Annotated in this window: 21 protein-coding genes, 1 tRNA gene and 1 pseudogene; 15 read left to right on the forward strand and 8 right to left on the reverse strand. The window is 58.5% G+C overall.

Annotated features, from left to right (window positions below; genetic code table 11):
• The first annotated feature begins 60 nt into the window (after positions 1 to 60).
• The gene (locus tag GSP01_RS03875; RefSeq protein WP_141350906.1) at positions 61 to 1,095 is read left to right on the forward strand and encodes an exodeoxyribonuclease VII large subunit; all 1,035 of its coding nucleotides are present in this window, start codon (positions 61 to 63) and stop codon (positions 1,093 to 1,095) included.
• Positions 1,096 to 1,257: 162 nt separating this feature from the next.
• Here the strand turns inward: GSP01_RS03875 and GSP01_RS03880 are convergent, their stop codons facing one another.
• A complete protein-coding gene (locus GSP01_RS03880; protein WP_141350909.1) occupies positions 1,258 to 1,752 on the reverse strand; it encodes a hypothetical protein in 495 nt (164 codons plus the stop codon).
• A gap of 145 nt (positions 1,753 to 1,897) precedes the next feature.
• Here GSP01_RS03880 and gap point away from each other — a divergent pair, with 145 nt between their 5' ends.
• Entirely contained in the window at positions 1,898 to 2,920 is a 1,023-nt protein-coding gene (gene gap, locus GSP01_RS03885) for a type I glyceraldehyde-3-phosphate dehydrogenase (protein ID WP_141350911.1), read from the forward strand.
• A 3-nt stretch (positions 2,921 to 2,923) separates the two neighbouring features.
• The gene (locus GSP01_RS03890; RefSeq protein WP_141350913.1) at positions 2,924 to 4,138 is read left to right on the forward strand and encodes a phosphoglycerate kinase; all 1,215 of its coding nucleotides are present in this window, start codon (positions 2,924 to 2,926) and stop codon (positions 4,136 to 4,138) included.
• A 309-nt stretch (positions 4,139 to 4,447) separates the two neighbouring features.
• Here the strand turns inward: GSP01_RS03890 and rpoH are convergent, their stop codons facing one another.
• Both rpoH and GSP01_RS03900 read right to left on the reverse strand, forming a co-directional pair.
• A complete protein-coding gene (gene rpoH / locus GSP01_RS03895; RefSeq protein ID WP_141350915.1) occupies positions 4,448 to 5,341 on the reverse strand; it encodes an RNA polymerase sigma factor RpoH in 894 nt (297 codons plus the stop codon).
• A 244-nt stretch (positions 5,342 to 5,585) separates the two neighbouring features.
• Positions 5,586 to 6,554 carry an RluA family pseudouridine synthase gene (locus tag GSP01_RS03900; protein ID WP_141350918.1) on the reverse strand — a complete coding sequence of 323 codons (969 nt, stop codon included), beginning with the start codon at positions 6,552 to 6,554 and terminating at the stop codon, positions 5,586 to 5,588.
• On the opposite strand from GSP01_RS03900, the gene GSP01_RS03905 reads away from it, so the two are divergent.
• Both GSP01_RS03905 and GSP01_RS15555 read left to right on the forward strand, forming a co-directional pair.
• Positions 6,553 to 6,936, forward strand: a complete 384-nt coding sequence (locus tag GSP01_RS03905) for a hypothetical protein (protein ID WP_141350920.1) — start codon at positions 6,553 to 6,555, stop codon at positions 6,934 to 6,936. The genes GSP01_RS03900 and GSP01_RS03905 overlap by 2 nt on opposite strands.
• A gap of 56 nt (positions 6,937 to 6,992) precedes the next feature.
• Positions 6,993 to 7,499 carry a TspO/MBR family protein gene (locus tag GSP01_RS15555; protein ID WP_456304014.1) on the forward strand — a complete coding sequence of 169 codons (507 nt, stop codon included), beginning with the start codon at positions 6,993 to 6,995 and terminating at the stop codon, positions 7,497 to 7,499.
• Here the strand turns inward: GSP01_RS15555 and GSP01_RS03915 are convergent.
• A complete protein-coding gene (locus GSP01_RS03915; RefSeq protein ID WP_141350922.1) occupies positions 7,480 to 7,779 on the reverse strand; it encodes an ArsR/SmtB family transcription factor in 300 nt (99 codons plus the stop codon). The genes GSP01_RS15555 and GSP01_RS03915 overlap by 20 nt on opposite strands.
• A gap of 126 nt (positions 7,780 to 7,905) precedes the next feature.
• Between GSP01_RS03915 and GSP01_RS03920 the strand changes: the two genes are divergently transcribed.
• Positions 7,906 to 8,991, forward strand: coding sequence for an alkene reductase (locus GSP01_RS03920; protein WP_141350924.1), 1,086 nt, complete (start codon positions 7,906 to 7,908; stop codon positions 8,989 to 8,991).
• A 56-nt stretch (positions 8,992 to 9,047) separates the two neighbouring features.
• On the opposite strand, the gene rlmB is transcribed toward GSP01_RS03920, so the two are convergent.
• Positions 9,048 to 9,893 carry a 23S rRNA (guanosine(2251)-2'-O)-methyltransferase RlmB gene (rlmB, locus tag GSP01_RS03925; RefSeq protein WP_174787539.1) on the reverse strand — a complete coding sequence of 282 codons (846 nt, stop codon included), beginning with the start codon at positions 9,891 to 9,893 and terminating at the stop codon, positions 9,048 to 9,050.
• 69 nt (positions 9,894 to 9,962) lie between these two features.
• Here rlmB and GSP01_RS03930 point away from each other — a divergent pair.
• A tRNA-Tyr gene (locus tag GSP01_RS03930) sits at positions 9,963 to 10,048 on the forward strand.
• Positions 10,049 to 10,338: 290 nt separating this feature from the next.
• On the opposite strand, the pseudogene GSP01_RS03935 reads toward GSP01_RS03930, so the two are convergent.
• A pseudogene (locus tag GSP01_RS03935) lies at positions 10,339 to 10,867 on the reverse strand (transposase); the annotation flags it as partial.
• 336 nt (positions 10,868 to 11,203) lie between these two features.
• Between GSP01_RS03935 and GSP01_RS03940 the strand changes: the two are divergent.
• Positions 11,204 to 11,815, forward strand: coding sequence for a nitroreductase family protein (locus GSP01_RS03940; RefSeq protein WP_141350926.1), 612 nt, complete (start codon positions 11,204 to 11,206; stop codon positions 11,813 to 11,815).
• Positions 11,816 to 11,936: 121 nt separating this feature from the next.
• Complete coding sequence (locus tag GSP01_RS03945) at positions 11,937 to 13,145, forward strand: MFS transporter (protein ID WP_141350928.1); 1,209 nt, start codon at positions 11,937 to 11,939, stop codon at positions 13,143 to 13,145.
• A gap of 53 nt (positions 13,146 to 13,198) precedes the next feature.
• Here the strand turns inward: GSP01_RS03945 and GSP01_RS03950 are convergent, their stop codons facing one another.
• Positions 13,199 to 14,374, reverse strand: coding sequence for an alpha-hydroxy acid oxidase (locus tag GSP01_RS03950; protein WP_211579816.1), 1,176 nt, complete (start codon positions 14,372 to 14,374; stop codon positions 13,199 to 13,201).
• Positions 14,371 to 15,156, reverse strand: coding sequence for an SDR family oxidoreductase (locus GSP01_RS03955; protein ID WP_141350930.1), 786 nt, complete (start codon positions 15,154 to 15,156; stop codon positions 14,371 to 14,373). The genes GSP01_RS03950 and GSP01_RS03955 overlap by 4 nt, the downstream gene beginning before the upstream one ends.
• 231 nt (positions 15,157 to 15,387) lie before the next feature.
• Here GSP01_RS03955 and GSP01_RS03960 point away from each other — a divergent pair, with 231 nt between their 5' ends.
• From GSP01_RS03960 to GSP01_RS03985, 6 genes are all read left to right on the forward strand, one after another.
• A complete protein-coding gene (locus tag GSP01_RS03960) occupies positions 15,388 to 16,854 on the forward strand; it encodes an NAD(P)-binding domain-containing protein (RefSeq protein WP_141350932.1) in 1,467 nt (488 codons plus the stop codon).
• Positions 16,847 to 18,481: an ABC transporter substrate-binding protein gene (locus GSP01_RS03965; RefSeq protein WP_141350934.1), complete on the forward strand. Its 1,635-nt coding sequence runs from the start codon at positions 16,847 to 16,849 to the stop codon at positions 18,479 to 18,481. The genes GSP01_RS03960 and GSP01_RS03965 overlap by 8 nt, the downstream gene beginning before the upstream one ends.
• Before the next feature lie 2 nt (positions 18,482 to 18,483).
• Entirely contained in the window at positions 18,484 to 19,527 is a 1,044-nt protein-coding gene (locus tag GSP01_RS03970; RefSeq protein WP_141350936.1) for an ABC transporter permease, read from the forward strand.
• A gap of 2 nt (positions 19,528 to 19,529) precedes the next feature.
• Positions 19,530 to 20,390 carry an ABC transporter permease gene (locus tag GSP01_RS03975; protein ID WP_141350938.1) on the forward strand — a complete coding sequence of 287 codons (861 nt, stop codon included), beginning with the start codon at positions 19,530 to 19,532 and terminating at the stop codon, positions 20,388 to 20,390.
• Positions 20,387 to 21,997: an ATP-binding cassette domain-containing protein gene (locus GSP01_RS03980; RefSeq protein WP_141350941.1), complete on the forward strand. Its 1,611-nt coding sequence runs from the start codon at positions 20,387 to 20,389 to the stop codon at positions 21,995 to 21,997. The genes GSP01_RS03975 and GSP01_RS03980 overlap by 4 nt, the downstream gene beginning before the upstream one ends.
• A gap of 130 nt (positions 21,998 to 22,127) precedes the next feature.
• Positions 22,128 to 23,069: an N-carbamoyl-D-amino-acid hydrolase gene (locus tag GSP01_RS03985; protein ID WP_141350943.1), complete on the forward strand. Its 942-nt coding sequence runs from the start codon at positions 22,128 to 22,130 to the stop codon at positions 23,067 to 23,069.
• The last annotated feature ends 27 nt before the right edge of the window (positions 23,070 to 23,096 follow it).

Below are 23,096 nucleotides of genomic sequence, written 5' to 3' on the forward strand. Positions count from 1 at the left end.
TCACGTGAGAGGGCCTCAGCCCCCTGTGAGAACATTTGTTCTTTCTCCATATGGTAACAAATGGACGCTTTTCCGAGACGCTCCCGCTCATCTTCCGCGGCGGGAGACACAACAACACTGACAGTCCTCTCGCCGCTTCAGGTGCAGGATCTGTTTTCTGCCCGGCTGGATGAGATCTGCGCCGCTTTCGACGAATGGGGCTTTCCGCTGATCGTAGCGGGACAGCTTGGTGATGCCGCGCCTAATGCTTATCCCAAATATTACCAGCTTCCCCTGACCGATCCGCAATTCGGAACCACCCTGGCTCTCGAAGTGCAGAAATCCATTCTGGCGCGGGCCGAAGTCGGGCCCGGCGATTACGTCCATGTCACCGGCATGCTGCGCGCCCGACAGTATCGCGGACAGGTCGTTCTGCGTTTCGAAGTGGTCGCCGTGGAACTGCATGATCCGGATCGTCAGAAGATCGAACGCGTCGAACGTTCCGTTCTGGACGTCCTGCGTGGGTTGCCCTGCGCATTTCACCCCTATCCCACCCGGCCGGAGGCGCGGCTCCTGCTGATTCATTCCGCAGCCTCCAGTGCATTGGTGGCCGAGGATTTCCTTCAGGCTCTCGGCGGGGCCTGGCGCCCGGAACGTGTGCGAAGTCTGCCCACGGCCATGAACGATCCAAGTCGTCTGGCAGAGGCGATCCGCACCTGCCGGGAAGACATCATCGTTCTGATTCGTGGGGGCGGGGACGTGTCCGATTTTGTGGTGTTCGAAAACCCGCTGGTGCTGGAAGTTTTGGCCGCCTGTCCTGCGCATCGCGTTCTGGGGCTGGGACATACGGCAAACCGGACTTTGGCCGAACGTGTTGTTGACCATGCCGCAACAACCCCGGCCGATGCCGGGCATTACATCCGGCGCATGAGCGGCCGGGTTTGGCAGGAACAGGAAGAAGCCCGTGCGCAGCAGGAAGAAATGGCTGCGCTGCGTGACAGCGTGACGCAAACTGTTGTGCCCGAGCGGACGCCGATCGGAACACGTCTGCGCAACGGCCTGATCCTGTTTGCGATTGGTGTAGCGCTGGGGCTGCTTCTGACCCGGCTGCTTTAAGGAGCAGATGTTTCCCGGAGTGTTGCGGTTGTCCGCAGGACGGCGAGGGCTGTGGCGTTAAGAAAGAGGCACAGACCGAAACCGGTGCACAGGATACCCAGCACCAGTTTGGTCCCGGTCCGGTACCTCACAGCGCCTCTGTTCCGGGCATGGCTTCGGAGATCAGCGTACGTCGACGCGGACGGACGGTTTTGTGGCCGACGGATCGGTAATGGCGTGCATTTCGATCTGGATGGGCTGTGCGCCAGCCTTTTCAAGATGGGACGCGACGACTGCCGCCAGATGGTTGGTCACATCTGTTAAGGCCTGTGCCTGACCGTCGGGGGTCGGCTGTGGCGGTGCAAAGGCCTGCACGATGAAGAGGACGTTCGCCTTGCGTGACAGGGCAGCCTTCGCAGCGCGTTCCACGATGGGGCCGTATTCGGATTCTGGCGTCCCCCCTGCGATCGCCAGAAACGGAGCATGTGGCGGCGGTGCAGGCGGCGCAGGCGGAATATGGGGGTGAGGGGGCTTGCCCGCATTCGGGTTGAACGTGCGCTGGTCCAGCAGCTTGCATCCCGAGAGAAGGGGCGCGGCCAGAAGAAGCCCTCCCATCAGGAGGACGGAGCGGGGCACAGAACCCCGCGGCGAACGGAAATGTCGGACAAAAGGTGCCATATCGTGCGGAACCGTCGCAGGAACGGAGGCTTTGAGCAAGATTATAGAGCCAACTTAATGAAAAACTGTTGATGCCCCCTGTTGCTCTGCTGTGGCGGTGCTATGGAGGATGCCCGAGTTTTCAAGAAACGGAGTAGGGCAGGTCATGGCTGTAAAAATCGCGATTAACGGTTTCGGACGGATCGGACGGCTGGTGCTGCGTGGCATCATCGAGAGCGGTCGCACGGATGTCGAAGTTGTCGCCATCAACGATCTGGGTTCCGTCGAGGCCAACGCGCACCTTCTGGCCTATGACAGCACGCATGGCCGTCTTCCGGGAACTGTCCGCGCCGAGGGCAACAGCCTGATCATCGAAGCCAATGGTCGTACCTATGGTCCGATCAAGGTGTCCGCCGAGCGCAACCCGGCACAGGTCCCGTTCCAGGGCGTCGATGTGGCGATGGAATGCACGGGCCTCTTCACGTCCCGCGAAAAGGCTTCGGCCCTGCTGGAAGCCGGTGCCAAGCGGGTCGTCATCTCTGCTCCGGCCACGGACGTCGATGCGACGATCGTTTACGGTGTGAACAATGATGTTCTGACGCCGGACATGAAGATCATCTCCAACGCGTCCTGCACCACGAACTGCCTGGCGCCCGTGGCCTCCGTTCTGGACAAGGCTTTTGGGATTGAATGTGGCTACATGGTCACGATCCACTCCTACACGGGTGATCAGCGCACGGTGGACACCCTGCACAAGGACCCGCGCCGTGCCCGCGCCGCCGCGCTCAACATGATCCCGACCTCCACGGGTGCCGCCAAGGCCGTCGGTCTGGTTCTGCCGCACCTAAAGGGCAAGCTGGACGGAACCTCCATCCGCGTTCCGACGCCGAATGTCTCGGTCGTCTCGCTGGACTTCGTCCCGACGCGCGCTCCGGCTTCCGCCGAAGCCGTCAACGAAGCCATCCGTGCTGCTTCGCTCGAAGGCTCTCTGAAGGGTATTCTCGAGTACAACACGGCGCCGCTCGTTAGTTCCGATTTCAACCATGACAAGGCGTCGTCGATCTTCGATGCGACGCAGACGGTCCTTGTCGATGGTGGCAAGATGGTGCGCGTCTGCTCCTGGTACGACAACGAGTGGGGCTTCTCCAACCGTATGGCCGATACGGCAGCCCTGTTCGGGACCCTCTGAGTGATGGCCTTCCGCACCCTTGATGGTGTGGACGCACGCGGCAAGCGCGTGCTGGTCCGCGCCGACCTCAACGTCCCGATGCATGACGGCGTCATCACGGATGACACCCGTCTGCAGCGGGTTGCACCGACGATCCGCGAACTGGCCGACAAGGGCGCGCGCGTTGTGGTGTTCAGTCATTTTGATCGCCCGAAGGGTCAGGTCGTTCCGACCATGTCCCTCCGTCCGATCGCGCTGAAGCTTGGTCAGATTTTGGGCCAGCCGGTCGGCTTCGTAGCCGAATGCGTTGGCTCGACCGTGGAAGCGGCTGTGGGCGCGATGGAAGACGGGGACATCATCGTTCTCGAAAACACGCGCTTCCATGCGGGTGAAGAGGCGAATGATCCGCAGTTCGCCAAGGCCCTGGCGCAGAATGGCGATATTTTCGTCAATGACGCGTTCTCGGCTGCGCACCGTGCCCATGCCTCAACTGAAGGTGTGGCCCGCGACCTGCCGTCCTTCGCCGGACGTCTGATGCAGGCCGAACTAAGCGCTCTCTCCGCAGCTCTGGAAAACCCGGAGCGTCCGGTCGGTGCGATCATTGGCGGCTCCAAGATCTCGACGAAGCTCGATCTGATCGGGAATGTCATCGAGAAGGTGGACACGCTGTTCATCACAGGGGCGATGGCTAACACGTTCCTCGCCGCTGAAGGCATGAATGTGGGTAAGTCCCTGCAGGAAGCCGAAATGCACGAGACGGCGCGCAAGATCGCCCATCTTGCGCAGGAGAAGGGCTGCGAGATCGTCCTGCCGGTCGATGCTGTCGTGGCGCGTGAGTTCAAGGCCCATGTCCCGACCGAGACCTGCCTGATTGGCGAAGTCCCGGATGATGCCATGATCCTCGATGCTGGTCCGCGTACGGTCGCGCTGATTCGCGAACGTCTGGACACGCTCAAGACTTTGGTCTGGAACGGTCCGCTCGGCGCGTTCGAGATTGCACCTTTCGACAAGGCGACCGTCGAGGTCGCTCAGTATGCGGCGCAGCTTACGGAAGACGGCAAGCTCAAGACGATCGCCGGCGGTGGTGACACGGTCTCTGCCCTGCGCCATGCAGGTGTTGCAAACAAGATGACCTATGTCTCTACGGCAGGCGGGGCCTTCCTGGAATGGCTGGAAGGTAAGATCCTTCCAGGCATTGAGGTGCTTCGCTCCGCGGGCCACGATCTGGGGCTCGAATAAGACAAAAGCCGGGGAATGTGACTTCCCCGGCTTTTTTTATGCGCTGTGAGAGAAGGCGTTGGATATTGCTGCGTTTGTCTCGGGCTGTTTTCTGCTCTGTAGTCTCATCGCCTGTCAGGCCTATGACCGTGCCCCTACGCCACCCGCTCCGCCTTAGACTGCATAACCTGTCCTGAGCGGTTGTCCGGAGGGGATGCTGCTGTCTCCTCCAGAATGGGAAACGCAATTCCATCATTCCGGCTGGTGTTTCAGCACGAAAAACCCCGCCAGAGCCATGCTCCAGCGGGGTTTTTCGTGAAAGATGTTTCTTCAGGCTTGAAGGCCGTTTTCGCGGCGACGGTGTTCCACTTCGGCGGCCATGGCCTTCTGAAGCTTCTCCATCGCACGGGCCTCGATCTGGCGGATGCGTTCGCGCGAGACGTTGTAGTGATGGGAAAGCTCTTCCAGGGTGGACGGCTCTTCCTTCAGACGACGCTCGCTCAGGATGTGCCGCTCACGCTCGTTCAGCGTCATCAGCGCCTGATCGAGCAGAGCCTTGCGCCCCGTGAACTCTTCAGACGCAGCGTAGGTCTGCTCCTGGTTTTCGTGATCGTCCACGAGCCAGTCCTGCCACTCACCTTCACCATCGATGCGCAGCGGCGCATTGAGGCTGTGGTCAGGCGCGGCCAGACGCTGGTTCATGGACAGGACGTCTTGCTCCGGCACACCAAGCGTTGTGGCAATGGAATTGACCTGCTCCGGCTTCAGGTCACCGTCATCAATGGCCTGCATCTGTCCTTTGAGACGGCGCAGATTGAAGAACAGCTTTTTCTGGGAGGCCGTGGTGCCAATTTTCACGAGCGACCAGCTATGCAGAATATATTCCTGCATGGCGGCACGGATCCACCACATGGCGTAGGTGGCAAGGCGGAAGCCACGCTCCGGATCGAACCGGCGCACGGCCTGCATCATGCCGATATTGCCCTCGCTGATAAGTTCGTTCACCGGCAGGCCATAACCGCGATAACCCATGGCGATCTTGGCCACGAGACGCAGATGGGACGTGACGAGGCGGTGTGCCGCGCTCGTATCCTCATTCTTGCGCCACTGGCGGGAGAGATCGAGCTCTTCCTGCGGCGTCAGCAGGGGGAACTTGCGGATTTCCTGAAGGTAGCGGGTGAGATTGTTTTCTGGACCCACTGAAATGACGGCTGGGGATGCCATGGTTTTCGACTCCTTTCGCCCGGGGCTTAACCCGCATCCGGATGAGCTGGAGACTCATACGGACCGGCGACGGAAGAGTTCCGTCTGACCCAGGTGACGCATTGGGAAGGACTTTCACGTCCCCGACCGTCAGCCCCCGAACTGGGCGACCTCTGGCGGTACGATCCGTTCCGGCGGCGCGTCAGCTCGTCGGATAAGCAGTTAATGACAGGCTCAGCTAAAAAAGTCAATAACCTTTTAAAGTTTAGCCGATCAGTCGCTTTTTCAAGGCCTGGAAATCTTCAGGAGGGGCGGTTTCGAACGAAAGCTGTTTTTTTGTCCGCGGATGGATAAATCCGAGTCGGGTCGCATGGAGCGCCTGACGGGGGAAATCAAGCGCCGCTTCTTTCGCATCCTGCGACAGGCCGCGCGCCGCTGCGGGAATCCGGCGCAGATAGACCGGGTCTCCGAGCAGGGGATGGCCTGCATTCGAAAGATGAACACGGATCTGATGGGTCCGTCCAGTGGCGAGGCGACATTCGATCAGGGACACGGCAGCCTGAAACGGCTCGATCAGTTTGAACCGTGTCAAGGCAACCTTGCCGCCACTGCCCACGACCGCCATGCGTTTGCGGTCCCTCTTGTCACGGCCGATATTGCCGTCAAACTCGCCTTCGGACGGCACAAGCCCCCAGGCGAGCGCCAGATACGCACGGTCAATATCGCGGGCGGCAAAGGCTTCAGACAGGGCGTTGTGAGCCATCGCCGTTTTGGCCACGACCATCAGCCCGGACGTATCCTTGTCCAGACGATGCACGATTCCCGGCCGCTTTTCGCCGCCAATTCCCTCGAATCCTTCACCGCAATGGCCGAGCAGCGCATTAACCAGCGTGCCTGTCTCGTTCCCCGGAGCAGGATGCGTAACGAGCCCGGCCTGCTTGTCGAGCACGATCAGGTCGTCATCTTCATAAAGGATATCGAGCGGAATCTGCTCGGCGATCGGCCGGGCAGGGGTGGGGGCCGGGAATGTCAGCAGCATTTCCATGCCGTCGCGCAGCGTTTCCGCTGGCTCGCAGACCGTCTTTCCATTGACGGAAAGATTGCCGCTTTCAATCAGGGCCTTGACCCGGGAGCGTGAAACCGTGCCGATGGCGTCCGCCAGCGCCCGGTCGGCCCTCTGGCCAGCCGTGGACGCATCGACAACAAGACGGAATGGGGAAACAGGATCAGACATGACACAGGGTGTAGCCGAGGAAATGGCGAACAGCGAGTCGCACACACCAAAAGCGCTTCTGGCCGCCGTAATTTTGATGGGCGTGCTGATCATCGCGGCCGTCTTCGGGCTGATTGGCGTGATTGCCTACCGTTTTCTGCATCCCCGACCGAGCGTGACGGCGACCGTCCCGCTGGTTGATGGCGGCTTTTCCCGTCTGGCGCTTCCGCTGGGCGCGGGCGAACACATCACGTCCGTCACCTCCCGTCCTGACGGGCTGATGGCCGTCACGCTGAGCGGCGCCGGCAGTGACCGGGTCCTGCTGTGGAATCCGGATGCCGGGAAGATCGCGGCCGAGCTCGATTTCGGCACGCCCGCGCCATCGGCCTCCCCGGCCCCCTGAACCGTAAGCCCTGCTGCCGCGTTACGGCAGCAGGATTTATGTAAGGATCAGGGATTATGGGACGTCTGGTTGATGCGGTCCTCGCCGCCGGCACGGTTTTCGGAGTTCAGTACGCTGCCCGGGAAATCAGCCCTGCCGACGATCCCTCCACCCGCCAATGGTACAACCGCCTGAACAAGCCGTATTTCAATCCGCCCGGACCGGCCTACGCCGTGATCTGGACGCTGCTGGATGGCCTGTTGGCCTGGTCGGGCTACCGGCTTCTGCGCGCTGAAAAATCCTGTTGCCGGACGATGGCTCTGGTCCTCTGGGCACTCTGTGTCGCGGGGGGGGGCGGGGTTCCCGTTCTTCGTATTCCGCAAGCGCCAGCTCGGAACAGGTCTGGCCATCTGCGTCGGCCTGATCATGATGTCAGGGGCCTCGATCTGCACGGCGCACAAAGTGGACTGCAAGGCGGCCTCGATGCAGGTGCCGTTCTTCGTCTGGCTGGTGTTCGCAACCTGCATCCAAGAAGAAATCTGGCGCAGGAACTGAGGCTGTTCTTCAGGGAGCGTTCAGAATAGCCGCCAGAAGCCCGGGGAATCGCATGTCGAGTTCCTCGCGACGCAGAGAGTTGCGATGCTGAACCCCTTCGATGCGTGTCCGCAGAACCCCGCTGTCCCGCAGAACCTGAAAATGATGCGACATGCTGGATTTGGGCCGCGTCCCGACCAGCGTTGCGCAGTTCGCTTCTCCGACCCGCCCCAGATGCCGGACGATATCCAGACGTGCAGGATCGGCCAGGGCGCGGAGCACCGAGGTCAGTTCGAACGTCGCGGGGTCAGGATGGTCGTAGGCAGGCATGGGGTCTTATCCCTTTCCTGAGGTTTTATCGCAACACCTGCTTTGTTCGAGTCCTGTCAAACAAAAGGCTTGCCTTGTTCGATTATTGTCGAACATTATGCGGCCCTGTCCAGAGGAGATTAAGTGATGCCAACCCTGTTCGATCCCATCGATTTCGGTCCCATTCACGCGAACAACCGGATCGTGATGTCACCGCTCACACGCGCACGCGCCGACAAGGATGCCGTTCCAACCCCCATCATGGTGGAATACTACGCCCAGCGCGCCAGTGCCGGACTGATCATTACGGAAGCCACCGGGATTTCCCGTGAAGGTCTGGGATGGCCGTTCGCTCCGGGAATCTGGTCAGACGCACAGGTCGAAGCCTGGAAGCCGATTGTTGCTGCCGTGCATGCAAAGGGCGGCAAGATCGTCTGCCAACTCTGGCATATGGGCCGCATGGTTCATTCCTCCGTCACCGGAACCCAGCCCGTCTCGCCGTCTCCCACGACCGCTCCGGGCGAAGTCCATACTTACGAAGGCAAGAAGCCTTACGAAGAGGCCCGCGCGCTGGATGCCGCCGATATCAGCCGCATCCTGAGTGACTATGAGAACGCAGCCCGCAACGCCATCCGCGCCGGTTTCGACGGGGTGCAGATCCATGCCGCCAATGGCTATCTTATTGACGAGTTCCTGCGAAACAGTACGAATCAGCGGGCTGACGAGTATGGTGGGGTTCCCGAAAACCGCATCCGCTTCCTGAAGGAAGTCACCGAGCGCGTCATTGCAGCCATCGGCGCCGAACGTACAGGCGTACGCCTCTCCCCCAACGGAGACACGCAGGGCTGCATCGACAGCGCGCCGGAGACGGTCTTCGTGCCAGCCGCTAAACTGCTTCAGGATCTGGGCGTGGCATGGCTCGAACTGCGGGAACCCGGCCCGGATGGCACGTTCGGAAAAACGGAGCAGCCCAAGCTGTCCCCGCAGATCCGCAAGGTCTTCACCCGCCCGCTGGTGCTCAATCAGGACTACACGTTCGAGAGTGCACAGAAAGCTCTGGCGGAAGGTCACGCCGATGCGATCGCCTTTGGCCGTAAGTTCATCTCGAACCCTGACCTGCCAGAGCGTTTCGCCCGCGGCATCGCCCTTCAGCCGGACAACATGAAGACCTGGTACAGCCAGGGCGCAGAAGGATACACGGACTACCTGTCCGCCACATCCGGCCCTAACTGACCCTCAGTTTTCCGGGAGCATTCAGTGCTCCCGGAAACCCGTTCAGCGTGTACCTCTCAGACCGGACGCACCAGTTCGTAAAGTGCGACGGCGGCGGCATTGGAGACATTCAGGCTCTCCATGTCGCCGGGCATGTAGACGCTGGCGATTTCGTCACAGGTCTCGCGCGTCAGGCGACGTAGCCCTGCGCCTTCGGCCCCCAGAACCAGCGCCACACGACGCCCGGCAAAGCTCTTGCCATCCAGTCGCGTCCCCCCGGCATCCAGCCCGACAACCCAGAAATCCTCGGCCTGAAGCGCCTGAAGCGCACGGGAGAGATTGACCTCACGCAGGATCGGCACAACGTCCAGCGCGCCCGAAGCCGCCTTCGCCATCGCAGCGCTTTCCTGCGGCGCATTGCGATCCTGCACCAGAAGTGCCGCCGCGCCGAATGCTGCGGCAGAGCGGAGAATGGCGCCGATATTACGCGGATCCGTCACCTGATCCAGCACCAGAACCGGGCCCTTGCGCTCAACGATATCAGGAATGGCGAGCGTCTCCAGAGGCTCGACCCGCAGGCAGAGACCCTGATGAACGGCATCGCGCTCACACAGCTTGTCGAGGCGCTCACGGTCAACGATCTGCGGCTTGCGTGAAGCGCTTTCGAATGCAAGCGCGGCTTCGCGCGTGGCCAGAAAGTCATGAATGACACGCTCGGGGTTGGCGAGCGCGGCCTGTACGGCATGGTGTCCGTAAATCCAGTAGCCAGAGCCGGAACTGCCCCCATGGCCACGGCCAGACCGGCCACCGCGTTCTTTCGAACGCTCACCGGGAGTGCGTGTCTGCTCGGCATGTCCGGCGGGAGAGGAGGAACGATTCGTGGAGCGATCGGGGGCGGAACGGGAGGGAGATCTTCTGGCCATAAAAAAGCATATAATCGACATCAGGGAATTGACATAGCCGTCAATCCGCCATATCTGAACCGCCGACCCGGAGAGGTGCCCGAGTGGCTAAAGGGGGCGGACTGTAAATCCGCTGGCGTACGCCTACGTTGGTTCGAATCCAACTCTCTCCACCAGGTCCCCTTCTCTTCAATAAAATCAATTCAGTTATGGCCAAGTTCTGGTAACAGTTCACTGCCATACTGGTAGTATCTTGTCGGTATCCTTACATGGCCAAGAAGGCCTATACAGGATGATAATATGCACGGCTTGAAGCGGACAGATAGTCTCACATGGCCTGTTCGTTCATCGATTCCCCAGGACCGCTGGGCTGCCGCGGGGAAGGTGTCTCAGACCAAATCAGGCATTAAGTAAGAAGTGGAGGGATCGAAGAACCGTTAATTGATGCGCTTGGCACGTGTTTTCCATTTTGGAATGCACCGAACGGGATGGCGAGATCGCTGGATGGTATGGTTCCATCGTCCTGACGCTTCGTTTCCGTGAGTTTCAGGGGGTAGCGTGCATGACGATCCTGAGTGCGACCGTTTTGTGGGTTTGTTCTGCCAGTGTTCGGGAATACGTCCCTCTCGAAGATACGTTTTCTCGGTGTCGGTATAGCGTTGCTTTGGAGCGGCCAGATTGTTTTGGTATCCGACACCCGACCTGAAAGCCCCAGTTCAAAGAAGCGCATGAAGGGCAGGCAATAATTGATCAGGTATTCCGTCTGTTCATCGGACAGGTTGTTCAACGTCTGGGTCATCAGGAACTTGAATATCAACACCAGATCGAATGGCGGACGTCTGCCCTTGCGCTCATCGGAATACGCTAGAGCCTGGTTTAGATCCGGACGGAGGACTTCAAAATCCACAGTTCGGGAAAACACTTCGAGCTAGTCACCCAGAGCGCTGAAACGGGGTAAGCCGGGCTTCAATATCAAAGAAACCGCACTGCTTCATGATCCATATCCCAATCAACTCAGGAAAAATGGAATCATACAGAGAGGAGCAAAACCAGAGGGTTTTTCGAGCCCTCCGCCTGTTTTTCCGAAAGTAAAAAACAGAATAAGGAGACCAGTATGACAGCTTTTGGAGGCCGGGGTGTCCGTATCCAAAACATCGGTAACGATGCGGCTGGAAACTCCAATACTGCACGACAGGCTTCAGGAACACGCTATTTCCTGAAGCTATAGTCTTGGATTTATTATGATACTAATCCGAAACGGAAATCCTGTTAGAGTTGGGCCTCGTCAGCATGCTGCGTGATGTTACCATTCCCACAACGTGAGATCCGTGATGACCGAAGCCCCCAACCGCGAAGCATCTTCCTCAATCATGAAAATGATCGTCAATCGCTGGTCCCCCCGCGCTTTTACGGACGACACAATTTCTGACGAAGTTCTTCGTGAAATTCTTGAAGCGGGCCGGTGGGCTCCCTCCCAGTATAATTCGCAGCCGTGGCGGTTCATGTACGCCCGGAAAGGAACAGAAAACTGGGAACAGTTCCTGTCTTGGCTGAAGCCGGTGAACCAGAGATGGGCCAAGTCAGCGTCAGCGCTCGTCTATATCGCATCGCGTACCACCATGATCCCGAGAACAACGCCGGATCGTGTTTTTTCCCGCACTCATTCTTATGATGCCGGGGCCGCTGCCATGCTGGTCCTTTTGCAGGCACACCATGCTGGATGGGCGGCTCACACTATGAGTGGTGTTAGTGATGTCGATTTGACCCATGCGGGTCTGCAACTGCCAGCCGATTATGCTTTTGAAACCGCAATCGCCATCGGAAAGCAGGCTCCGGCTGAGATTCTTCCGGAAGATCTGCGGGTGCGTGAAGTGCCTTCACAGCGTGTGCCGGTTGAGCGCGTCATATTTGACGGGACTTTTGTCGAAGCCCCTGATGCCTGACATCCCCTTGCCCTGCGGGCCTCTGTGGCATCGGTAGGGTAAAGCTTGCGGAGAGAATAATGCCAGGATTTGATTCGCTTGACAGGAAGCTGCTCATCCGTCTGATGCCGCTTCTCGTCTTGTGTTTTTTTTTGCTTATGTAGACCGGGTCAATGTAAGTTTTGCTGCCGCTGACATGCGCCATGACCTCATGCTTTCAGGCACGACTTATGGACTGGGCGCCGGTATTTTCTTTATCGGCTATGTTCTCTTTGAGATGCCGGGCAATTACATTCTTGGTCGACTGGGGGCCAGGTTGTGGCTTTCGGTTTGCATGATTGCCTGGGGGCTTGTCTCTGCAGGTATGGCCTTCGTCGGGACCGGGACCGGATTTCTCGTCATGCGTTTCGTGCTCGGGGTGGCGGAGTCCGGTTTTTATCCCGGGATCCTCTTTTTCCTGATGCAGGCCTTCCCGCCCAAGCTGCATGCACGGGTCGTCAGTTACCTGATTGTGGTCATCCCAGTGGCGAGCGCTGTGTCGTCATTGCTTGCAAGTGTCATCCTGCACTTGAACGGGACATGGAATCTGCACGGGTGGCAATGGCTTTTTCTGATTGAAGGGCTTCCCTCAATTCTTCTGGGTGCTCTGCTTTATCACTGTCTTCCTGAGCGGCTGGAGCACGCCGTGTGGCTGACAGAGGATGAGCGGGTAGTTATGGCCGGTCGTCTTGCCTATCTGAGGGCTTCCCGGCAGTCGCGCTCTCTCGACCTGTTTCTTGGCGCGTTCAGGCTCCCGATCGTCTGGAAAATTGCCGTTGTCTTCTTCTGTATCTCTTTTGTGAGCAGCACCATTCATTTCTGGCTGCCTCAGATGATTGCTCATGCCGGGTTCGAGCGGCACAATGTTCTCCGGCTTGCGACCGTTCCTTATTTTGCAGGTGCAGTGGCTCTCCTGATAAGCGTGAAGCGAACCGGGACGGTTACTGATAACAGGCGTATTCTCAGTGCTCTGGTGACTGCCTGCCTGGCCTTGGGAAGCATGACATTCATACCATCTCTTGCAGGACAGGGCGCCCTGCTCACACTGGCTACAGCTGCAATTTTCGTGATCCTCGGGCTGATGTGGGGCGTACCCGGACGTTTTCTGCACGGCGTTCAGGCAGCAGCCGGGGTTGCGTTGATCAATTCATTCGGAAACCTCGGAAATTTTTTTGGTCCGGTGGTTTTTGCGTCTCTTGCCGGTTCGACGTCAGCCTATGCCTGGGGGCTAATTATGGATGCTTTGATGCTGGGGGGAGCCACGATCTTTTTCTGGAAGTTGAGCCGTAAAGGGTCGGTTTCTTCCACATAGCTCATGGGCATGGTGCTCCAGAAGCAGGAAAGACCGGCTTCTGGAGCGTTGTTTTATTCCTGCCCCCTGACGTTCAGGAGACTATTCAGCCCCAGCTGTGACAGCGTAGCCTTTCCACTCAGTGCCATTGTCACGCGCAGTTCGTCCAGAAGCATGTTCAGGATGCGCTCCACACCCTCGACCCCGCCTGCAGCAAGACCATAGAGTGGCAGACGTCCGACCATAACCGCATCTGCGCCAAGAGCGAGTAGTTTGAAAACATCGCTTCCCTGCCGGATCCCGCTATCGGCGATGACTGTCATATTCCCGGCTTCGTCTGCCAGAGAGGGAAGAACATCTGCTACGGCAGGAGCTGAATCAAGATTGCGCGCGCCATGTGTTGAGACGACAATTCCATCAATGCCGATCCGTCTGGCGTGTGTTACATCTTCAGGGGACAAAACCCCCTTGAGTACAAGATTCCCTTTCCAGAACACACGCAGATGTTCGATATCCTGCCATGTCACGTCCTGTGCCAGCCGTACGGACGGGTCCTGTTGGGGGCGCAGGACATTTGGGCGCAGACCTTCCGGGTAATGCGGGAAATCCGGTACTCCACGCCCCTGCAGCAGAGGCCGCAGAAGTGCATTCCACGCCCAGCGCGGATGGGACGCAATGTCCAGGACAGACCGTGGCGTAGCCCGAAAACCCATGCTGAACCCGTTGCGTCGATTGTAGTGCCGCAGCGGCTGCACGGCCGTGTCTACCGTCACCAACAGCGTTTCCACACCGGCGGTTCTGACGCGTTCCACCAGGTCCAGTGTCCGCTGCCGGTTCTGCCAGATGTAGAGTTGAAACCACACGTTTCCCGGTGCTGCCCGTGCAACGGTTTCGATCGGTACGATGGATTGTGTGGCCAGACAGACCGGTATTCCCACCCGGGCCGCAGCCGAGGCGATCCGGGCTTCTCCGCCGGTGCGGATCATGCCTGCAATGGCCGTGGGCGCGACGATCAGAGGGGTTGGGAAGGTTTTCCCCAGGATATTACACGACAGGTCTCTGGTGCTGGAGCCAGTGAGAACAGACGGCATGATCCGCAGATGGTCCAACGCCGTTCTTCCCTGTTTGAGGGCTGTTTCCCGTTCGCTTCCCCGGTCCATGTATTCAAACAGAACCCGGGGCAAATAACGACGGGCGGCTGTACGAAAATCTTCTGTTTCCAGCAGGGCCGATAAATCATGCCGCATCATACACTCCTGACCATTCCACCATCGATGCGGATCTGGCTGCCGGTGATGTAGGATGCTCGCTCACTGGCCAGAAAAACTGCGGCATCGGCAAATTCTTCCGGCCGCCCATAACGTCCGGCGGGAATGTTGCACAGGGAGCGGTTGGCGACTTCTTCGACAGTTATGCCGTCACGAGAGGCCGCTGCGCCATCGAGCTGGTCGAGGCGATCCGTATGAATGCGTCCGGGGATCAGCATGTTGACCGTCACACCATCCACAGCAACCTCATTGCTGAGTGTCTTGGACCAGCCGGCAATCGCTCCGCGGATCCCGTTTGAAAGGCCAAGTCCGGGGATAGGCTGCATGATCCCTGATGACCCTACAGTCAGCACGCGCCCCCATTTTCGTACCCGCATCCCGGGAACCAGCCGGGATGCCAGCAGGAAGAAGCGGCTTGCCATGACCGTGAAATGGTCGATCCACTCCTCGTCGGAGAAAGCGCTGACGGGGCCGGTTGGGGGGCCGCCGCTGTTGTTGACGAGAATGTCTACGCCTACGCTGGCCAGAACGCTGTCTGCCAGTGCGGTAATGGATGCACGGTCCTTGAGATCGGCCTGCAGCGCTGTAATACGGTTGCGCTGCTCTTCAGGTAATTCTGCACGCCAAACTTCGATGTCAGCGGGATGCCGCGAGGCTGCCAGGACATTGACACCTTCGGCGCATAGGCCAATCGCGATTGCACGTCCCAGCCCTCGGCTTGCTCCAACCACGAGAGCCGTTTTTCCATTCAGACCCAGATCCATGGATTTTCCCCTTCAGAGGCGTATGCAGCAGCACTGTGGAACAGTTTCCAATACCCTGTCGACAGGACCGGATACGAAATAATTACAATTCTGCTCTTTATTCCGGGGCGGTATTAAGATGGCTTATACCCGGCAATGATTCGCAATCGAAAAAGCCGGGAAAACAGTTCACATCAGCTGCTTTTCGTTCTCTCCTGTAAACGATATTCCAGATGACAGGCGGTGTACAAAATGACCTCAGACGCCCTCCCGCAGACAAATCACGCTCTGGCCGACCTGACAGTCCGCGTTCGTGATGACCTTGATCGCATCGCTCATCCACGCCGCTCCTGGACATTCCGGCACGTGGCCCCCTCCGGCGAGGCAATGCTCGATGTTCTGATCGTGGGCGGTGGGCAAAGCGGTCTTGCTGCGGCATTCGGCCTGATGCGCGATGAGGTCCTCAATATTCTGGTGGTCGATCAGGCCCCCCGGGGGATGGAAGGGCCATGGCTGAGCTATGCCCGCATGCATACGCTTCGCAGCCCTAAGGACTTCACCGGCCCCGATCTCGATATTCCGTCCCTGACCTATCAGAGCTGGCACGAAGCGAAGTTCGGGGCAGAAAGCTGGACTGCATTGCATCTGATCACCAAGCAGCATTGGGTCGAATATCTGCTCTGGCTGCGTGATACCGTTGGAATTCCGGTCCAGAATGACACGACTGTTCTGGATATTGAGCCCTGTGAAGGCGGTTTGTGTGTCCTGCTCCAGAGTGCAGGTGCGGAACCGGTGCGCCGTTTTGCCCGCAAAGTTGTTCTTGCCACGGGACAGGAGAGTCTGGGTCGCTGGTCTATGCCGGGCTTCATCGAAGCGCTGCCTGCACAGGTTCGCGCCCACACGGCTGAAGGTATTGATTTCGCGGCTCTGCGTGGGAAACGCGTTGCCGTTCTTGGAGCTGGTGCATCAGCGTTCGATAATGCAGCGACCGCTCTGGAAGCAGGGGCAGGAGAGGTACATCTTTTCTGTCGCCGGGCGGAGCCGCAGCTTGTGCAGCCTTACCTGTGGCTGACCTTTACTGGTTTTCTGAAGCATTTTTCCGAACTGGATGACGTCTGGAAATGGCGCTTCATGAACTATATTCTTGGCCTGCGTGAAGGTTTTCCCCAGCCCACATGGGACCGCTGTGCGAAGCACATGAATTTCCGTCTTCATACGGGAGCAGGCTGGAACGCTGCCCGCATGGAGGGAGAAAAAATCCTGCTGGAGACCGCACAGGGGCCTTTTGAGGCGGATTACGTCATCTGCGCCACCGGTATTGAGCATAATCCTGCGCAGCGCCCGGAACTGGCTCGTGCTGCTGAAAATATCGCCCGTTGGGAAGACCGCTTTACGCCTGCTCCGGGTGAGCAGAACAGCCGCCTGGCGGCCTTTCCCTATTTGGGAAACGATTACACGCTCCAGGAACGCGTTCCCGGTGAAACGCCGTGGCTGCGGAATATCCATCTGTTCTCGATCGCGGCCACGATGAGTTTTGGGCCGTCAGGATCATCCATCAACGCCATGAAATTCTCTGTGCCCAAGCTGGTCTCTGGGATCACCGGTGCCCTGTTTCGTGATGATGTGCAGGCCTACTGGCAGGATCTGAAAGACTACGACATTCGGCAGGCGGAGCTTCGTTGGCCTGCCGGTCATCCCATGACACTGGAAGATGCCTGAGCCTATGGTCAGAAACATCTTCAGCCGTCGGGCCTTCCTGAGTTCGGCCCTCAGTGCGGGGGCTGCCCTGACACTCCCGTACCCGCAGGGTTCCGCTTTGGCCCAGTCCCGAAGAGAGACGCTGCGTCATGTCACGGGCGGTGCCATCAATACGCTTGATCCCACCATGCTCGGATCGACCCGTGAGTCCTTCGGGTTGAGCATGAATGTCTATGATCGCCTCATGACGTTCGGCAGTCGTCCTATCGGGGCCTTCGCGACGTTCGATCCTGCGCATCTGCAGGGCGAGCTTGCTGAATCCTGCGAGATCAGCGCAGACCAGAGGCGTCTTACACTTCACCTTCGGGACAATGCCGTCTGGCATGACGGCACACCCGTCATGGCTGAAGACATTAAATGGTCTCTTGATCGCTGTGTCTCGGCCAACTCGCTCGCCCGCCCCCAGTTTAGCAGCGGCTCCCTGACCACACCGGATCAGTTCCGCATTGCTGGTGAGCGCACCATCGAGATTTCCTTGCCCAAGCCCGACCGCCTGGCAATGGCCAATCTGGCCATGCCTTATGCGATCATGGTCAACAGTCGGCTGGCCCGACAGCATGCCACATCAGACGATCCCTGGGCCCAGCAGTGGCTCCAGCACAATACGGCCGCCGGAGGGGCTTTTCGTGTCGAGAACTTCAGGCCCGGCGTGAATGTCACCTTGACCCGTCATAACGGCTGGCACAGTGGAGCACCGCCCTTCTTCCAGCGGATCATCAGCCAGACCGTTCCTGAAGCCACAACCCGCGCCGGGCTGATCGAACGCGAGGACGCTGACATTGTCATTGACCTTGAGGCCTATGACATCATGGCGCTTTCCCGGCGCGGCAAGGTCCACATCGATTCTGTTGTGGAGAGCAACTGCTTCACGCACTTGGCTTTCAATACACAGAGCGCGCCGTTCGATAATGTTCTTGTCCGCCGTGCCATTGCGCTGGCTCTGCCGTATCAGGACCTGTTTGCCGCCAGCATTTTTGGACGCGGCAAACCCCTTTATGGCGCAGACTGGTCAGAGCGGTCGCCTGCGCCTGACTTTCCTCAGCCTCTGCCATTTTCGCAGAATGTCCAGAAAGCGCGCGAGATGTTAATGAAAGCCGGCCATCCCGACGGTTTTCACACGACCTTCTCCTATGCCACCAGCCAGACGACAACAGCTGAGCCCATGGCCGCGCTGATCCAGGAAGCGCTAGGTCATATCGGCATTACGGTCAGAATCGACAAGCTCCCGGATGCACAGTTCAATACCATGCAGGCCCGGCGACAGCTCGATTTCTACACCGACACAGCGGCCGGCTGGATCGAGCATGCCTATTATTTCTTCTACCTGTATTTCACCCGCGACCAGCGCTGGAATTTCTCCAACTGGAATAGTCCGCAAATGGTGGAGCTTGTGGAAAAGGCCCGTTTTGAGACAGACGAAGCGGCCTATGTGGCCGAATGTCAGGGCATGTTGGACCTGCTCGTCGATCAGGTTCCGCTAATCCTTCTGTGGCAGCCCAACATGGATGCCGTAACCGTCCCTGACCTTACTGGCTTCACATACCAGTATTACCGTCAGGTCGATTTCCGCACTCTGGCCCGGAGCTGAGCATGTCCGCGGAAAAACATCTCCTCCCGCCTTTGGTCCGCCGGATCGGGCTGCGTCTGGGCGCGGCGCTTCCCGCGCTCTTCTGCGTCATTCTCTTCACCTTCATCATGATGCGGGTGCTTCCCGGTGATCCTGCCGTCTATTTTGCTTCTGGCCCTAATGCCGGGCAGGCCGAAATTCAGGAACTGCGCCACAAAATGGGGCTTGATGCACCCATGCCCGTCCAGTTTCTGCACTATCTAGAAAACCTCGTGACGGGTGATCTTGGTCGCTCCCTGACGACTGGACAGTCCGTGGCACGGGATATGCAGGAACGCCTGCCTGCTTCGCTGGAACTGACGTTGACAGCACTGGCTCTCAGCCTGCTGATTTCTCTCCCTCTGGGCCTGACGGCGGCCTGGTGGTCCGGTTCGAAATACGACCAGTTCGTCCGTGCTTTCTGTTCCGCCTGTTTTTGCATACCGCCGTTCGTCTCGGGGATTCTGCTGGTCTACGTTTGTTATTACTGGCTGGGTCTTGCGCCGGACCCGACTGGCCGGATTAATATTTTCCTTCCTCAACCTCCAAGGCTGACGGGTCTCCTGTTGATTGACAGTGCGCTGGCGGGGGACTGGACGGCGTGGCACGAGGCTGCCGGTCAGCTTGTTCTGCCGGCCACGACCATGGCGCTGTTTGTGATTGCGCCTTTGACCCGTATGACGCGGGCGGCAGTGATTTCGGTGTTGGGGGCAGATTATATACGTACGGCACGGGCCATGGGACTTCCGACCTGGCGGATCATGATCGTCTATACGCTGCGCAACGCGCTGATGCCGGTCCTGACGACTGTGGGGATCGTGTTTTCGACCATGATGGGGGCGAATGTGCTGGTGGAGAAAATTTTCTCCTGGCCGGGTGTAGCGTCCTATGCGCTCGATGCGCTCGTTTCGTCCGATTATGCGCCGGTGCAGGGGTTTATCCTGCTGATGGCGTGCCTGTTCATTCTGGTAAATCTGGTGATTGACCTGCTGCTGGGTGTGTTGGACCCGCGAGTGAGTGTGGAATGACCATGATGAATGTCACAATGCGCTCAAAGCGCTTCGGGTTCGGACGTTTTATCCGCCAGCAGCCTGTGGCAGCGCTGGCAATCGGTGGTCTTTCTATCATCGTGATTCTGGCGGTGCTTGCGCCCGTAATCTCGCCATACGATCCGCTGGCTTCGGACGTACCGCATGCGCTTCTTGCGCCTGACGGGCAGCACTGGTTTGGAACCGACGAGCTGGGGCGTGATGTATTCAGCCGGATCCTTGCGGCGGCGCGCCTTGACCTGTCGATTGCCGTTTCTGCAGTGGCGATCTCGCTTGTGGCGGGTGTAACGGTCGGGTGTTTCTGTGGGTATCAGGGGGGCTGGCTGGACCGTGTGACGGGGCGCATTGTGGATGTGCTGACGGCGTTTCCGCTGTTCGTCATGGCCATGGCGCTTGTGGCAGTTCTGGGGAATTCAATCGCCAATCTGATCTATGCGACGGCCATTATCAATTTTCCGTTCTATATTCGGATCGCACGGAGCGAGGTTGCGGCGCGCCGGAATCTGGGCTGGGTCGAGGCGGCGCATGTCAGCGGAACGTCGCCCACGCGCATCGTGCTGATGTTCCTGCTGCCCAATATTTTGCCGACCATCGTCGTACAGGCCTCCCTCAATCTAGGCTGGGCTATTCTCAATGCCGCAGGGTTGTCCTTTCTGGGACTAGGTATTCCGGTACCGACGCCTGAATGGGGAGTGATGGTTGCCAACGGGGCACATTTCATGTCCTCGGGGCGCTGGTGGCTGGTGGTGTTTCCAGGCGGGATGCTGATGGTGACCATCCTGTGTTTCAATCTTCTGGGAGATGGCCTGCGGGACCTGCTCGATCCGAGGACACGCTCATGAACGAACCTCTTCTGACCATCGATGGTCTTCGCGTCAGCTTCACATCTGACCGGAGCAGCAGAGAAGTCCTGCATGGCATTTCTCTGTCCGTTGAGCGCGGGAAGGTGCTTGCGCTTGTAGGGGAAAGTGGCTCGGGCAAGTCCGTAACAGGGCTGACTACGATGGGATTGCTACCGAAACAGGCTGTCGTGACGGAAGGGACAATTCGGTTCCGGGGGCAGGATATTACACGTCACGTTCCGCGCAGTCTGCGCGGGGCAGGCATTGCGATGGTGTTCCAGAATCCGCGTGCGGCGCTCAATCCGACACGGCGGGTGCGGGACCAGCTTGCGGACGTGATCCGGGCTCACGACAGACTGGACCGCGCTGCATTGCAGGCGCGGCTTGTGGAACTGATGCATCAGGTGAGCATCACGGACGTTTCGCGGTGTCTGAATGCGTATCCCCATCAGCTTTCAGGGGGTCTGTGCCAGCGCATCGTCATTGCCATGGCAGTGGCATGTTCGCCTGATTTGATCATCGCGGATGAGCCGACGACGGGTCTGGACGTTCTGACGCAGAAATCGGCAATGGATTTGCTCCTGCGTCTGACGCGCGAGCAGGACATGGGCATGATTCTCGTGACGCATGATCTGGGAATGGCGGCGCAGTACAGCGATGATGTCGCGGTCATGCGACATGGTGAAATCGTAGAGCGCGGAACGCCCGAAATGCTCTTTAGTAACCCGCAGAACAACTATACGCGTCGGCTGGTTGCGGCATGTCCCAATGAAACATCTTTACTGGAAGCGCCGGAGGATGCTGCCGCCCGGCAGGAAAGCGGTCCTGCGGTATTGCTGGAGGTACGAAATCTGGTGAAGGAATATCAGAGCGGGTTCCGGGCCGTGGATGACGTGTCCTTTTCTATCCGTCAGGGCGAATGTCTTGGACTGATCGGAGAGTCCGGTTCGGGAAAAAGCACGATTTCCCGGCTTATCAGTCGTCTGGTAGATGTGGACAGTGGTGAAATCCTGTTCAACGGGACGTCGATCAGTTCACTTTCCGCCGAGGATTTTTATCGGGCGCCACAGCGTCGGCAAATCCAGTTCGTTTTTCAGGATGCGGCAGGCAGTCTCAATCCGCGTTACACGGCTTTCCGGTCGATTGTTGATCCACTGCTGCGAATGGGGCCGGTCCCTGAGGGAGATGCACTTGCAGAGCTTGTCGTGCAGACCGCGCGGTCCGTCGGGCTGTCGGAAGATATGCTGGAGCGTTATCCACACCAGATGTCGGGAGGGCAATGCGCCCGTGTGGGTATTGCGCGGGCGATTATTGTATCGCCGGACCTGCTGATTCTTGATGAACCCACTGCTGCTTTGGATGTGCTGGTGCAGGCCGAGGTGCTGGCGCTTCTTGAACGGCTGCGGCGGGAGCGGGGCATGTCCTACCTGTTCGTCAGTCATGATCTGCATGTTGTGCGCATGCTGTGCGACCGAGCGATCATTCTGAGGAAGGGGAGGATTGTTGAGGCCGGGCGGTGTGAGAATATCTTCCACGCCCCGCAAAGCAATTATACGGCGCAGCTTCTGGAAGCGATCCCACATTTCAGGCCGGCGGCATGCGTATAAGCAATTCAAATAGAGGCCATTCAATTGTTATAGGCCTTTAATTGATTCGATTTCGGAATTTCCATAACGTCAAGACAGGTCAAAAATAGACGCAATACCTATTCTCCTCCAATACAGCTTCGAGAACATAATGAGCCGCATTATCAGAATTGCTGCCGCCCAGATGGGGCCCACCCAGCGTACGGACTCAAGGGCAGACACGCTTGCCCGGCTCATAACGCTTCTGGAACAGTCTGCTCGACAGGGTGCTGATCTGGTGGTTTTTCCGGAACTGGCGCTGACGACCTTCTTCCCGCGCTGGTTGCTAGAAGGACAGGAACTACAAGATTATTTTGAAAAATCGATGCCGAACCATAATGTTCAGCCGCTTTTCGATCGCGCAATGGAACTCGGAGTTTCATTCTATCTCGGTTATGCTGAATTAACGCCGGACGGTCAGCGGTTCAATACGTCCGTTCTGGTCGGTCCGGATGGCCAGATCATGGGAAAATATCGGAAGATTCATCTTCCTGGTTCAGTCGAGCCGCGTCCTGGTGCGGTCTATCAGCAACTTGAGAAGCGCTATTTTGAATATGGGGACATTGGCTTCCCGGTCGTCCATTCAGGCCCAGCGCTCAAGGATGCCATTATTGGCATGCTGATCTGTAATGACCGCCGCTGGCCGGAAGCCTGGCGATGCCTGGCGTTGCAGGGAATGGAGCTGCTCTGTGTCGGCTACAATTCGGCGGCTTACGATCCTAACGGCGGTGACACCGAAAGTGCCGCACTGCGGACTTTCCATGCCCAGCTCGTGGCGCAGTCCAATTCCTACATGAATGCGTGCTGGAGTGTGGCTGTTGCCAAGGCTGGTAACGAGGACGGATCCGGACTGATCGGCGGGTCATGCATCGTTGATCCGGACGGACAGATTGTTGCGGAAGCGAAAACTCTTGCAGATGAAGTCGTTGTCGCGGACTGCGACATGGATCAATGCCTGCAGGGCAAGTCCAAGATGTTCAACTTTGAGGCACATCGGCGCCCGCAATGGTACACCCCGATTACCGAGCAGGTGGGTGCTATCATCCGCAAATAAAATGCGGTTTTTCCAATCTGTCAGCGG

The organism is Gluconobacter sphaericus NBRC 12467 (assembly GCF_006539125.1).
Lineage (GTDB): Bacteria > Pseudomonadota > Alphaproteobacteria > Acetobacterales > Acetobacteraceae > Gluconobacter > Gluconobacter sphaericus.

Excerpts from the sequence above, each read along its gene's own strand:
- GSP01_RS03920 (WP_141350924.1), top strand. The coding sequence starts at position 7,906 with ATGCCAACCCTGTTCGATCCCATCGATTTCGGTCCCATTCACGCGAAC.
- gap (WP_141350911.1), top strand. The coding sequence starts at position 1,898 with ATGGCTGTAAAAATCGCGATTAACGGTTTCGGACGGATCGGACGGCTG.
- rlmB (WP_174787539.1), bottom strand. The coding sequence starts at position 9,893 with ATGGCCAGAAGATCTCCCTCCCGTTCCGCCCCCGATCGCTCCACGAAT.
- GSP01_RS03905 (WP_141350920.1), top strand. The coding sequence starts at position 6,553 with ATGACACAGGGTGTAGCCGAGGAAATGGCGAACAGCGAGTCGCACACA.
- GSP01_RS03970 (WP_141350936.1), top strand. The coding sequence starts at position 18,484 with ATGTCCGCGGAAAAACATCTCCTCCCGCCTTTGGTCCGCCGGATCGGG.
- GSP01_RS03950 (WP_211579816.1), bottom strand. The coding sequence starts at position 14,374 with ATGATGCGGCATGATTTATCGGCCCTGCTGGAAACAGAAGATTTTCGT.
- GSP01_RS03960 (WP_141350932.1), top strand. The coding sequence starts at position 15,388 with ATGACCTCAGACGCCCTCCCGCAGACAAATCACGCTCTGGCCGACCTG.
- GSP01_RS03980 (WP_141350941.1), top strand. The coding sequence starts at position 20,387 with ATGAACGAACCTCTTCTGACCATCGATGGTCTTCGCGTCAGCTTCACA.
- GSP01_RS03975 (WP_141350938.1), top strand. The coding sequence starts at position 19,530 with ATGATGAATGTCACAATGCGCTCAAAGCGCTTCGGGTTCGGACGTTTT.
- GSP01_RS03915 (WP_141350922.1), bottom strand. The coding sequence starts at position 7,779 with ATGCCTGCCTACGACCATCCTGACCCCGCGACGTTCGAACTGACCTCG.
- GSP01_RS03880 (WP_141350909.1), bottom strand. The coding sequence starts at position 1,752 with ATGGCACCTTTTGTCCGACATTTCCGTTCGCCGCGGGGTTCTGTGCCC.
- GSP01_RS03900 (WP_141350918.1), bottom strand. The coding sequence starts at position 6,554 with ATGTCTGATCCTGTTTCCCCATTCCGTCTTGTTGTCGATGCGTCCACG.
- GSP01_RS03890 (WP_141350913.1), top strand. The coding sequence starts at position 2,924 with ATGGCCTTCCGCACCCTTGATGGTGTGGACGCACGCGGCAAGCGCGTG.
- GSP01_RS15555 (WP_456304014.1), top strand. The coding sequence starts at position 6,993 with ATGGGACGTCTGGTTGATGCGGTCCTCGCCGCCGGCACGGTTTTCGGA.
- GSP01_RS03965 (WP_141350934.1), top strand. The coding sequence starts at position 16,847 with ATGCCTGAGCCTATGGTCAGAAACATCTTCAGCCGTCGGGCCTTCCTG.
- GSP01_RS03955 (WP_141350930.1), bottom strand. The coding sequence starts at position 15,156 with ATGGATCTGGGTCTGAATGGAAAAACGGCTCTCGTGGTTGGAGCAAGC.
- GSP01_RS03875 (WP_141350906.1), top strand. The coding sequence starts at position 61 with ATGGACGCTTTTCCGAGACGCTCCCGCTCATCTTCCGCGGCGGGAGAC.
- rpoH (WP_141350915.1), bottom strand. The coding sequence starts at position 5,341 with ATGGCATCCCCAGCCGTCATTTCAGTGGGTCCAGAAAACAATCTCACC.
- GSP01_RS03940 (WP_141350926.1), top strand. The coding sequence starts at position 11,204 with ATGACCGAAGCCCCCAACCGCGAAGCATCTTCCTCAATCATGAAAATG.
- GSP01_RS03985 (WP_141350943.1), top strand. The coding sequence starts at position 22,128 with ATGAGCCGCATTATCAGAATTGCTGCCGCCCAGATGGGGCCCACCCAG.